General features: G+C 59.3%; 10 protein-coding genes. 5 read left to right on the top strand and 5 right to left on the bottom strand.

All coding sequences use genetic code 11. From position 1 onward, the window contains the following. Window positions 1-94 precede the first annotated feature (94 nt). The 3 genes from AC3RLQ_RS22930 (at window position 95) to AC3RLQ_RS22920 (ending at window position 2,944) form a co-directional block, all read left to right on the top strand. Complete coding sequence (locus AC3RLQ_RS22930) at window positions 95-664, top strand: transposase (protein ID WP_493030992.1); 570 nt, start codon at window positions 95-97, stop codon at window positions 662-664. Between the two features lie 112 nt (window positions 665-776). Next, entirely contained in the window at window positions 777-1,472 is a 696-nt protein-coding gene (locus AC3RLQ_RS22925) for a pseudouridine synthase (RefSeq protein WP_493030991.1), read from the top strand. Window positions 1,473-1,489: 17 nt separating this feature from the next. Beyond that, entirely contained in the window at window positions 1,490-2,944 is a 1,455-nt protein-coding gene (locus AC3RLQ_RS22920; RefSeq protein WP_493030990.1) for a sulfatase, read from the top strand. Window positions 2,945-2,980: 36 nt separating this feature from the next. Here the strand turns inward: AC3RLQ_RS22920 and AC3RLQ_RS22915 are convergent, their stop codons facing one another. Beyond that, window positions 2,981-3,514 carry a hypothetical protein gene (locus AC3RLQ_RS22915; RefSeq protein WP_493030989.1) on the bottom strand — a complete coding sequence of 178 codons (534 nt, stop codon included), beginning with the start codon at window positions 3,512-3,514 and terminating at the stop codon, window positions 2,981-2,983. 199 nt (window positions 3,515-3,713) lie between these two features. Here AC3RLQ_RS22915 and AC3RLQ_RS22910 point away from each other — a divergent pair, with 199 nt between their 5' ends. Then, window positions 3,714-4,403 carry a YceH family protein gene (locus AC3RLQ_RS22910; RefSeq protein ID WP_493030988.1) on the top strand — a complete coding sequence of 230 codons (690 nt, stop codon included), beginning with the start codon at window positions 3,714-3,716 and terminating at the stop codon, window positions 4,401-4,403. A 3-nt stretch (window positions 4,404-4,406) separates the two neighbouring features. Here AC3RLQ_RS22910 and AC3RLQ_RS22905 read toward each other — a convergent pair whose 3' ends face one another. The 3 genes from AC3RLQ_RS22905 to AC3RLQ_RS22895 form a co-directional block, all read right to left on the bottom strand. After that, complete coding sequence (locus AC3RLQ_RS22905) at window positions 4,407-5,957, bottom strand: S1C family serine protease (protein ID WP_493030987.1); 1,551 nt, start codon at window positions 5,955-5,957, stop codon at window positions 4,407-4,409. Window positions 5,958-5,998: 41 nt separating this feature from the next. Then, window positions 5,999-7,501: a S1C family serine protease gene (locus AC3RLQ_RS22900; RefSeq protein WP_493030986.1), complete on the bottom strand. Its 1,503-nt coding sequence runs from the start codon at window positions 7,499-7,501 to the stop codon at window positions 5,999-6,001. An 86-nt stretch (window positions 7,502-7,587) separates the two neighbouring features. After that, window positions 7,588-9,270: a sialate O-acetylesterase gene (locus AC3RLQ_RS22895; RefSeq protein ID WP_493030985.1), complete on the bottom strand. Its 1,683-nt coding sequence runs from the start codon at window positions 9,268-9,270 to the stop codon at window positions 7,588-7,590. Window positions 9,271-9,376: 106 nt separating this feature from the next. Here AC3RLQ_RS22895 and AC3RLQ_RS22890 point away from each other — a divergent pair, with 106 nt between their 5' ends. Continuing rightward, window positions 9,377-10,951, top strand: a complete 1,575-nt coding sequence (locus AC3RLQ_RS22890; protein ID WP_493030984.1) for a peptide ABC transporter substrate-binding protein — start codon at window positions 9,377-9,379, stop codon at window positions 10,949-10,951. Between the two features lie 14 nt (window positions 10,952-10,965). Here AC3RLQ_RS22890 and AC3RLQ_RS22885 read toward each other — a convergent pair whose 3' ends face one another. After that, window positions 10,966-11,556: a Uma2 family endonuclease gene (locus AC3RLQ_RS22885; protein ID WP_493030983.1), complete on the bottom strand. Its 591-nt coding sequence runs from the start codon at window positions 11,554-11,556 to the stop codon at window positions 10,966-10,968. Between the last annotated feature and the right edge of the window lie 25 nt (window positions 11,557-11,581).

Genomic DNA, 11,581 nt, shown 5'->3' with positions numbered 1-11,581 from the left:
GTAAGTATTGTAGTACCGGCTTTAGCCGGTTCTGGGCGAGCGTCCCAAATCCCAGAATCCAGATTCCGGCTAAAGCCGGTACTACAATACGGCCTTGCGTGATGACGTATTGCGCCAGCGCAAACTTCTGCACCGCCCCTGGCATGGCCCGCCGCACTTCACCGGGCAGCAGACGAGCCAGTATCTCATCACGGGAACATGCTACGAGCATGCACCGATCATCGGCGCTTCGATGGAGCGAATGGATGATTTTGTCATGCAGTTGCAGCAGGCGTTCGAAGCCCTTGGTGCCGTGGTTCACGCCTGGTGCGTGCTTCCCAATCACTACCATGTGCTGACGACTACTCTTGATCTTCCATCGCTGATCAGCCGACTTGGCAAACTGCACGGCCGCATGTCCTTTGCTTGGAATCGTGATGATGATGCACACGGCCGCACCTGCTGGCACCGCCTCACAGACCGCGCCATGCGCAGCGAATCCCACTTCTGGACCTCCGTGAACTACATTCATCACAACGCAGTGAAACATGGTCATGCATTTCAATGGACCGAGTGGCCATGGTCCAGCGCCCATGATTATCTGCGAGAAAAAGGCAGAGAGGCTGCCGCCAGCATCTGGAAATCATACCCGGTTCTCGATTACGGCGCGAAATGGGATGACTGAATCTGAGTATTGTAGTACCGGCTTTAGCCGGTCTGGGCGAACGTCCCCCATAGCACCCGCTTTCCAGATTCCGGCTGAAGCCGGCACTACAATACCCGAAACCAATCCCCACATGCGCCGCCTCGATCAGCTTCTCTCCGCCCTCGGTTACTGTTCACGCCGGGAGGCGATGGCCTTTGTCAAAGAGGGCCGGGTGAAGCTGGGCGGCGTGGTGGTGAAGCGTTCGGATCAGCGGGTGGATTCCGCGCTGATCACTGTGGATGACGAACCTCTGGAAGCACCTGATGGCCTGCTGGCGATGCTGCACAAGCCCGTGGGCTACTCCTGCACGCACAGCGAGGAGGAAGGACAGAACATCTATGAGCTGCTGCCCTCCCACTGGCCGGAGCGCAATCCGGCCGTGACGAGTGTGGGACGTCTCGACAAAGACACGAGCGGTCTGCTGCTCGTCACAGACATCGGCAGCCTTGTGCATCGCTACACTTCGCCAAAATCAGACATCGAGAAGACGTATCTCGTGGAAGTGGATCGAGAACTTGATCCTGCGCTCATCGACATCTTTGCCAAAGGTGATCTGATGCTCCGCAGCGAGGACAAGCCCTGCCTGCCGGCGAAATTGGAAATCGTTTCCAGCCAAAGCGCCCGTCTCACCATCACCGAAGGCCGCTACCATCAGGTACGCCGCATGTTTGCCAGCCAGGGCTGGCATGTGGAGAAGCTGCACCGCGAACGTTTTGGGCCGTATGTGCTCGGTGATCTCGCAGAGGGCGAGTGGCAGATGCTTTCTCTGGAACAAGTGATGCGCTGAACACGTTCACCGCAGGCATGAAACCGCTGCTCTATTTCCTCGCGCTGGCCCTCACCTCCAGCGCGTTCGCAGACCGTCCCAACATCCTCCTCGTGCTTGATGACGATCTTGGTTACGGAGATCTGGGCTGCTATGGTGCCAAGGACGTGCTCACACCCAATGTGGACAAGTTTGCCGCCGAGGGGCTGCGCTTCACCTCGTGCTATGCGGGGCATCCGAACTGCTCGCCGTCACGCACGGCGCTGATGACGGGACGCACGCCGACACGGGTGGGGGTGCGGGATTGGATTCCCGAGGATTCACCGATGCACATGCGCCGCAGTGAGATCACCATTGCGAAGCTGCTGCATGAAGCGGGCTATGCGACGTGCCATGTGGGAAAGTGGCACATGAACGGCGAGTTCAACCAGCCGACGCAGCCGCAGCCCAATGACCATGGCTTTGATCATTGGTTCTCGACCCATAACAACGCCTACCCCAATCACCACAACCCGAACAACTTCGTGCGCAACGGCACCGAAGTCGGCAAGCTCGAAGGCTACGCAGCGCACCTCGTCGTCGATGAGGCCATGCGCTGGCTGGATGCGCGGGACAAGAGCAAACCGTTCTTTGCCTACGTCTGCATTCATGAGCCGCATGAACCCATCTCCTCGGATCCGAAGTACGCCGCGCTCTATCCTTCGGCTGATCCCAGCTACAGCGGACACCATGGAAACATCTCACAGATGGACGCTGCGTTTGGCCGGCTGATGAAGAAGCTGGATGATGAGGGGCTGCGGGAGAACACCCTCGTGCTCTTCACCAGCGACAACGGTCCTGCCATCACCCCGCAGCATCCGCATGGCTCCTCCGGGCCGCTGCGCGATAAAAAAGGCAGCATGTGGGAAGGCGGCATCCGCATCCCTGGCATTCTGCGCTGGCCTGGCAAAACGAAACCCGGCACGGTGAGCGATGAACCGATTAGCGGCGTGGATTTTCTGCCGACGATGTGCACTGTCGCTGGAGTGCAGGCACCGCAAGACCGGGTGATCGACGGTGCGAGCTGGCTGCCCGTTCTCGAAGGCCGCAAGGTGGAGCGCAAGACGCCGCTCTACTGGCACTTCAACCGCGCCTTCAGCGCCCCCAAGGTCGCCATGCGTGTGGGCGACTGGAAGATCCTCGCCACGCTCGACAAACCAGCGGCGGCGCGCGGCAACGACATCACCGAGCAGACTGAGCGCGATTTTAAGGAAGCCGTGCTGCAGGAGTTTATGCTCTTCAATCTCAGCCAGGACATCGGCGAGCAGCATGATCTGGCGGTGACCGAACCCGCCAAACTGGCGGAGCTGAAGGAACTACTGCAGGCCAAATACGCCGAGGTGCAGAATGAATCGCCGATGTGGCCGGCGTGGAAATTCACCGGTGCCGAGGGAAAAAAGATCGAATGGCCGGACTACGTGAAGCGAAAAAAAACAGCGCCCAAGAAACCTTGAGCGCTGCGTGAGAGAAGCTGAAATAGCGAAGTCGGATCAATGATGATGGCCGCCCATATGGCCGCCGCCACCGCCGAAGCTGTGCCCGCCGCCGCCGAAGCTATGGCCACCACCACCAAAGCTGTGACCGCCACCGCCGAAGCTATGACCACCACCTAAGCCGCCAAAGGAGCCGCTGTGCATGGAGTGGCCGCCGAAGGGAGAGCCACCAATGTTATGGCTGGCGAAGCTGTGGCCGCCGAATGAGGAGCCGCCGAAGCCACGACCCAAGGATGAGAAACTGCCACCGCCCAAGAACGGAGAGCTGTAGTGGCTTCTGTTGTAACCCACGTTACCGAAGTTATTGAAGTTACCGAAGTTGCCAAAGGACCGGAACGGGCTGGAGTAGTAGTTACGATTGTAGCTGCTATAAGCGTAGGGTCTGGAATAGCCGCCATAGTAACCGCCGAGGCCACCCAAGCCGAGCAGCGGACTTGAATAGTAGTTATTGTTGTAATAGCTGCGGCCATAACCGCCGTAGCCACCGTAGCCACCGTACCCTCCGTAGCCATAGCCGGGATACCCGTACATATCGCATGAGGAGAGTGATAGAGCAGCGAAGACTGCGCCGCACAGGAGGATAAGTTTCGTTTTCATGACATTGAGTTCGACGCCCCCCATCGGGATGTATTCAGAAATATATTCGCATTCCTTGAAAACCAACCCCGACCGGATGTTGAACGCAGCCTGCAGCCGTGGATGTTGATCGCTTTTCCCAAGCTATTTTCATATGTCCGCCGAATCCGTCACTCCTGCCATCCTGTTCACGCTCACGCCCGAAGCCGCGCGGGTGATGGGTTGTTTGATCGAAAAAGAAATCACGCTGCCGGACTACTATCCGATGACGCTGAACGCGCTGGTCACCGCCTGCAATCAGACCACGAACCGTGACCCCATCGTACGCTATGATGAACGCACCGTGCTGCGGGCGCTGGAGTCGATGAAAACCCACGGCTATGTTTTTGAAGTCAACATCGTGGGCGGCCGCACCCTGAAGTACCGGCACAACTTGAAGGGCAAGCTGCAAGGCCTGGAACGCCCCCACATGGCGCTGCTGTGCATGCTGATGCTGCGCGGATCACAGACTGCTGGCGAACTGCGCCAGCGCACCGAGCGCTTGTTTGAATTCCCGGACATGCCCAGCGTGGAGAACGCACTGGCCGAACTGATCGGCTACAACGAAGGCCCGCTGGTGCAGTGCATTCCCGCAGGCCCGGGGCAGCGCGTGGCGCAGTTCATGCATCTGCTCTGTGGCGAGGTGGCAGGCGCAGCGGCTGCGACACTCTCCGCCCATGCACCGGCGGCGCCGGTGGCGGAAGACTCATCTGATGCGGACTGGCGCGCGAAGATGGAGGCGGAGATCACCCTGCTGAAGGCGCAGGTGTCGCGCCTTCAGACCTTGATCGGTGCGGTGAAGTAACACTCACTCCAGCCGCATCAGGCTGCCGATGCGATAGGCACCGCCGAGCAGGCGCTTGTTGTCATTGGCTGCAGTGGTGGTGTCGAGGTAGAGGATGTGCGGGAAGTCATTGAGCTCGATGACATGCGTGGTGTCCTTCACGCTCTTGAAGGCCTCATTGAGGTCATTGAGATCTTTGATGGCCTTGCCGTTCACCTTGTTGACCACCTGTCCGCCGAGCTTGTCATAGCCCTGGGCGCTGGGAGTGGGGAGCACGAGGCTGAGGAAGACGAGCTTTTTGCGCCCTTCCTCCTCATACTTGTCAGGATGAGAGGCGACGCGAGAGAGGCGCAGAATGGCACCACCGCGCTGTTCGTCGCCAAAGGCGTCCAGATACGGATGGGACAGCTCCTGAAACAGCAGCCCTCCCATCAGCACATAACGCGGGCCTTTGTCGAACAGGTAGGGCAGGACGAGAAAGTCATCGGGCTTGCGGCGGGTGAGCTCTCCCTTGAGCGTGACTTCCTTGCCTTCGCGAATCACCTGGATCTCGACCTTGTCACCCACATAGGCGCGACCACGCACCAGATGGCTGGAACTGAGGGCGCCGAATTGCGGGTCCCTGTAGTCTCCGCGGGAATCAATGCCGAAGCCATTGATGGCCACGAGGATATCGCCCTTCTTCATGCCGGCCTTTTCAGCCGAGCCCCCCTTCATGACCATGCTGATGAGCACGCCCGGGGCATCGGGCTTGAGGCCGAGGAATTCGCGGAACTGCTCGTCCAGCGTGGTCTGGAGTTCCATGCCGAGGCTGGGGAAGCCTTCATAGCTGCCGTCCGCCACGTCTTTGAGAAAGTGCTCGATGATCGGCGCGGGCAGAATGGTGGTGACCTGGTTCTTCGAATCGTAGCTCAGCAGCAAACCGACGAGCTTGCCGCTTTTCACCACCGGCAGCGTGAAGCTGTTGGCCTCGCTGCGAACGATGTTGTTGGCCTCATAGACGAGGAAGCCGGAGCCTTCGACATTGTAGCGGCGGGTCATCACCTTGCTGATTCTCAGCTCACTTTTGATCAGCTCACCGACGCGGCCGGTCTGCAAGATGTCCACCTTGTCATCAATGCGCGTGCTGGTGTCCACCGCCATGGGCTTGAGGCCGGCAAAGAAGGCCTTCTGCTTGTCGGAGGGCGCTGATTCCAGCAGGGCCAGATTGGCTTCATAATCCACCGCCACGACCTTGGCGGAAATCTTCTGGCCTTTCTCCGGCAGCTCGAGCTCGATGTAAGTGGCGTCCGCCACCATCTGGCCGGTGACGAGCACGCGGTTGCCAGCAAGCACGACACCGAGTCCACGGCGGCTCGAAGGCGATTCCTTCTGCCAGGGCAGATGCAGGCTGTAGGGCTGGGAGGTGGCGTTCACCCTGACCAGCGAATTGTTTTGCACGACCTGCTGCGGAGCAGAGCCCGCCTCTGCCACTGCAGGGGCACGCTTCTTTTTGGGCGCGTCTGTCTCGGGTGTCTGCGCCGACAAAGTGGAGGCACCAAGTGCGAGAAAAAGGAAAATCGGGGAGAGCTTCATGGATGCGTCGAGGCTGAAAGGTTCAAAGTCGGATCACGCGGCTATTCGTCGCCAAGATAGGAGTCTTCGAGGATGTTGTAGGTCTCCATGATGCGTTTGTGGGCGGCCTCGGCGAGTTCACGCTTGAGCACCAGCGGGCGGTTTTTTTCCAGCAGCACGATCTCGATGAAGGGCTTGTCCTTCTTGGCCAGGGCCGTCTCCACATCCTTGAGTGTCTTGATTTTCACGCCGTTGATTTCATCCACGATGCTGTGGGCATATGGAGTGATCCAGGTGTTCACTTCATCCGGCAGCACGTTTGTCAGCACGACGGGCTCAGGACGCTCCACGTAGAGCTTGTCGGTCAGGAAGTTGTCAAAGACGTAGTTCACCGTGTCATCGCGCATTTGATGGGCGTCCATCAGGTTGCGGTCCAGCGGCTGAAACACGAGCCCGGCATTGACGATGTAGCGCGGGCGCTGGTTGTACTGGGCGCCGAGGCGGACATAGGGATCAAAGCGTTTCAGAGTCACCGTGGACTCCAGTTTTTTGCCAGCGCGCATGTACTTCAGCTTGATGGTGTCGCCGGCGAACTTGCGCTCGACGATTTCATTCATGTCCATCAGCTCACCTTCAAAGCGGACGAGGCCGTTGTTCATCACCGGGTTGTCATCAATGCTCAGAATGACGTCGCCGATTTTCAGCAGATCGCCCACGCTGCCCTGGGGCTCCACATCTCCGACCATCACGCCTACTCCATCGCTGCCGGTGCCGAGGGCCTTGGCCTGGGCTGGATTTTCAATGGGGAAATCGCTGGCGGCGAGATCCACATAGTGATCGTAGCGGCCGTCTTCGATGTCCTTGAGGAAGCGCTTGATGACCGGCACCGGAATCATGTAGCCGACGTTTTGCGCCACGCGGCCGCTGAAGCCCTGGAAAGCCACGCCGACGACTTTGCCCGCCTGCATCACCGGACCGCCGGAGTTGCCGGGATTGATGGCGGCATCCACCTGAATGGCGAGATGGGAGTCCACGCTGGTGTGGCTGTAAGGGCGGAAGTCGATGCGTGAAACCACGCCACGTGTCACAGAGATGCGGTCACCGCCGATGGGATAGCCGATGGCGATCACCTCGGTGTTAAGCTGGGGAATGCCGCCGAAGTCGAGCGGCTTGAGCTGTTCAAAGTGGCTGCTGTCCTCGGCTTCGATCAAGGCGAGGTCACAGTCATGCGCGATGTGGACGATCCTGGCCGGATGCGGCTCGGGATCGTTGGTGGTGCGGATCAGAATGCGCGTGGCATTGCTGACGACGTGCGCATTGGTCAGAAAACGGTTTTTGCCGATGAGGAATCCGGTGCCGCTGCCGCCGCTGGGCTGGCCGGCGTTCCACGGCTCCCGGTAGTCGGGGACCAGCACTGAAACATCGATGTTGACGATGCCTTCCCATGCTCCCGAAGCTGTGTCGATGGCCGGGTTTGCTGCGGGAGGAGCCGGAGCGGGTTGCGCGCAAAGGGCGGAAGGAAGCAGAACCAGGGCGAGAAAAGGCAGAAGCGGTCGGATGTTCATGCGGGTGACGTGAAGTCACAAACATACGCGGTCCGCCGCTTCTAACACAAGTTTGCTGAAGAAATAATCTCCGCGCAAACCAGCGCCTATTTTTTCCCGGCGTTTTTCTTAGCTTCGATGGCCTTCTGCTGTTCTGCCTGAATTTTTCTGAGCTTCGCGATCTCTTCCCTTTGCCTGGCGTTCTGGGCCTCGGCGCTGTTCGGATTGGCCGGGTCCGTGATCATTGGAAAGTCATCCGTGCGGAACGGGGTCACGGGCAGGCCTTCGGCGGAATAAACATTGCAGACCGGATTGTCTGCCCAGGCGTAGCGCACGGCCACGGGTTTGGCGATGCCCTCGGCGCTCACTTCGATCTGGTTGGTGCCTTTCTTCGAACCGCCGATGATGCTGGCCTTGGCCCAGACCCATTTCTTGTCCTCGCCACAGATCGCGAAACCTTTGACCTCATCCGTATCGACTGTGCGCAGGCCCTGTGGAGCGTAGTCAAAAGTCAGCAGCGCTTTGCCACCCTCAAACTTCGCGTCTTTGATCTCAGGACTGCGGTAGGGCAGCTTTAGGTCGTAATCTTTCATCAAGGCCCAGCGGGCGAGGCGCTCGGCCACGTCGCGCTTGTTTTTGGGATGGATGTCGTTGGCTTCACCGAGGTCGGTGATGACGCACTGGCCGGTTTTGGGCAGCTTGCTCATCGTGCGGGTCTGGGCTTCGCGCAGCTCAGCCCAGTCGCTTTCGACCGGCTCCGTCTGGTAGGGCTTGAAATCGGCCAGCTGCACCCAGTAGAAGGGGAAATCCCCCTGCTGCCATTCTTTGCGCCAATGCTCGATCATGAAGGGAAACAGCTCGCCGTATTCCTTCGCGCGGCTGGCATTGGATTCGCCTTGGTACCAGATCACTCCTTTGATGCCGTAGCCAATGGTCGGATGCAGCACGCCCGCATAGAGATTGCCCGGGCGGTGCTGGCCGGTCATGGGATTCTGCGGCGGACGTGGAGCTGGGACGGTGTACATTTCGCCGGCCTTGACCGCTGCAGCGCGAGCCTTCACCCAGGCATCCACTTTGGCCTTGTGATCGGCCACCTGCTTGTCGAAGGCTTCCTTCGTGAAGGTGGACTCGGTCTGTTTCCAGCGGGCGATGATGGAGGCAAAACGCGGATCTTTTTCCAGCACGTCGCGCTTCACCCAGGCTTCGCAGGCGCTGCCGCCCCAGGCATTGTCAATGAGACCGACAGGAACGCCGAGCATCTCATGCAGCACGCGGCCGAAATGATAGCCCACAGCGGTGAACTGGCCGGCATTGGCGGGGCTGCATTCCTCCCACTGGCCTTTGAAGTCGTCCTGGATCTCCTGCGTGCCGACCTGCGGCACGGAGATGAGGCGGATCTGCGGGAACTTCGCCTGCGCGATGTCGAGGTCGGCATCCCAGACGCTGGAAAGATTGAAGCCCATGTTGGACTGGCCGGAGCAAATCCACACCTCGCCTACGAGCACGTTTTTCAGCTCCTTGGTGCTGCTGCCCTTGATGGTGATCGTCGCTGGCTTGGCATTCGCCGGCACTGCATCCAGCTTCACGGTCCATTTGCCATCCGCGCCAGCCTTGGCGGTCTTGGTCTGGCCGGCAAAGGTCACGGTGACCTCGGTGCCGGGGGCGTCCCAGCCCCATACGGGATTCGCCTGCTTCTGCTGCAGCACCATGTTGTCGCCAATGATGGCGGGGAGTTTCAATTCCGCGCGGGCGGTGACGGCAAGGAGGGTGAGAAGGCAGAGGAGGCGCATGGGCTGGAAAAAGCTGGGCGTTGGGAACGCTGCGTGCAGGCAAATCATTGCAGCATGATGCAAGGAATGTGCTGCGGACAGTCGCAACCGTGTGCTAGCTTTTCGCGTGATTCGTTTCGCCCTTGCCGCCGCACTTCTGCTCACCCTCGCCGCCTGCGGCAAATCGCGGCCGCGTGCAGACCTCGTCTTTATCAACGGTGCCGAGCCGGAGAGCATCGATCCGCACGTGGTGACCGACCAAGTGGGCATGCGCATCGCCTCCGCCTTGTTTGAAGGTCTGTGTCGCATTGATGAGGCGGGGAAACCGCAGCCCGGCATGGCTGAGCGCTGGGAGATGACGTCGGACCGCAAGACCTACACCTTTCATCTGCGCCCGAATACGACGTGGAGCGATGGCGCACCGCTCACCACGCAGGACTTTCTCTATTCCTGGAAGCGGGTGCTGACGCCCGAGTTCGGCGCTGATTATGCCAGCCAGCTTTACGTCATCAAAAACGCACGCGCTTACCACGAAGGGACGCTCAAGGACTTCGCGCAGGTGGGAGTGACGGCGCTGGATGACCGCACGCTGCGTGTCGAACTCGAAAACCCCACGCCTTACTTCATCGACCTCTGCGCATTCACGGCCTTCTATCCGGTGCCTCAGCGCATCATTGAAAAGCACGGCACGGCGTGGATCAAACCGGGATCACTGATCGGCAACGGCTCCTACACGCTGGAAGACTGGCTGCTGGATGACCGCATCGTGCTGCGCCGCAACGAGGGTTATTGGGACGCCGCCAATGTGCCGATGAAGAGCATCGAAATCCTGCCCATCTCGGAGCCGAACACAGCGATCAATTACTTCCTCACCGGCCAGGCAGATCTGATCATGGACAAGGGGATGGTACCCACCTCGCTGACGGTCAAACTCAAGCAGCAGTCCTACTTCCACACGGGTCCCTTCTTGGGAAGCTACTTCACCCGCTTTAACGTCAACCGTGCGCCGTTTGACAATCCGAAGATCCGGCTGGCCTTCTCGCTGGCGATTGATCGCAAGCGTGTGACCGAAAAAATCACCCAGCTGGGCGAGCGCAACGCCTTCAGTCTCACACCACCCGGTGCCGGACAAAACTACCAGCCACCGCCCGGCCCCGAGTTTGATCCTGAACGCGCGCGCAAGCTCCTCGCGGAAGCGGGGTATCCCGGCGGCAAGGGCTTCCCGCGCGTGGAGTACCTCTACTTTCCCAAACCCGTCGAGCGCAACATCGCCGTGGAATTGCAGGCCATGTGGCAGGAGCACCTGGGTGTCAGCGTGGATCTGGCGAAGCAGGAATGGAAGATCTACCTCGCATCGATGAAGGAGAAAAACTACCACCTCTGCCGCAGCAGCTGGGTGGGCGACTACAACGATCCCGGCACGTTTTTGGAGATGTTCCTCTCATCCAGCGGCAACAACCGCACCGGCTTCGCAAACGCTTCATACGACGCCCTCATCGCCGCAGCCGCGCGTGAAGCTGATTTGAATAAGCGCAACACGCTGTTTCAGCAGGCTGAAAAGCTGCTCGTCACCGACGAAGCCGTCATCATCCCGATCTACCACTACGTCGGCGTCCAGTTCTTTCATGCCGACCGCCTCACCGGCGTGCAGGCGAACCTGATCGATGACCATCCCTTCCGCTGCATGCGGTGGAAAAAGTAGTCAGTCCGCTGTTCTCAAATCCCAGGCAAAAGCTCGCGCACGCTGACCTTGAGATCAGCAATCGTCGTGCAGGCCACTTCGGCATCACCCTTGTAGGTTGCGTGCTGCGTGTAATCACCTTCCCAAGGATTCAAAAAAACGTGCAGCTCCAGCGAGTTCACGTCCAACACCCAGTATTCCGCGATCTCTGCTTTGGCATAGGTGTGGCGCTTGGAGTTCAGATCGAATTCCAAGGAGGTGTCTGACACCTCAATGATGAGCAGCACATCATCAGGAGACGGATGCGAAAGCGCGTACGCATCCTTGCGCGGCTTGACCACCGCGATATCCGGCTGCGGTTCATTGTGGCGATTGATACGAATCGGATGCTTGCAGCGCACCCGATAGGCGTCTCCCACTTTTTGAGTCATCAACCAGTTCGTTTGAGTGTTTGATGCACTCAGCAGAGGAGCAGGCGGCATCATCAAGACAATCTCTCCTTCGATGAGTTCCATCCGCTGCGTATCCGCCGGGTCACGCGTTTCATAAAGCCGGTACAACTCCTCCACCGTCGTGCGATTGCGCATGAAGGCGGGCGGCTCGGGCAATGGAGACAAAACAGCCATGCAAAATTCTATGGGGCTGATGTGC

It is taken from the genome of Prosthecobacter sp. GW821-HT29F12 (genome assembly GCF_058803405.1).
This window is presented reverse-complemented; position numbering and strand designations above follow the sequence as displayed.

What these genes read in the sequence shown, in the direction of transcription:
- AC3RLQ_RS22895 (WP_493030985.1), bottom strand. Translation starts at nt 9,270, where the DNA reads ATGCGCCTCCTCTGCCTTCTCACCCTCCTTGCCGTCACCGCCCGCGCG.
- AC3RLQ_RS22905 (WP_493030987.1), bottom strand. Translation starts at nt 5,957, where the DNA reads ATGAAGCTCTCCCCGATTTTCCTTTTTCTCGCACTTGGTGCCTCCACT.
- AC3RLQ_RS22910 (WP_493030988.1), top strand. Translation starts at nt 3,714, where the DNA reads ATGTCCGCCGAATCCGTCACTCCTGCCATCCTGTTCACGCTCACGCCC.
- AC3RLQ_RS22925 (WP_493030991.1), top strand. Translation starts at nt 777, where the DNA reads ATGCGCCGCCTCGATCAGCTTCTCTCCGCCCTCGGTTACTGTTCACGC.
- AC3RLQ_RS22885 (WP_493030983.1), bottom strand. Translation starts at nt 11,556, where the DNA reads ATGGCTGTTTTGTCTCCATTGCCCGAGCCGCCCGCCTTCATGCGCAAT.
- AC3RLQ_RS22915 (WP_493030989.1), bottom strand. Translation starts at nt 3,514, where the DNA reads ATGTACGGGTATCCCGGCTATGGCTACGGAGGGTACGGTGGCTACGGT.
- AC3RLQ_RS22920 (WP_493030990.1), top strand. Translation starts at nt 1,490, where the DNA reads ATGAAACCGCTGCTCTATTTCCTCGCGCTGGCCCTCACCTCCAGCGCG.
- AC3RLQ_RS22900 (WP_493030986.1), bottom strand. Translation starts at nt 7,501, where the DNA reads ATGAACATCCGACCGCTTCTGCCTTTTCTCGCCCTGGTTCTGCTTCCT.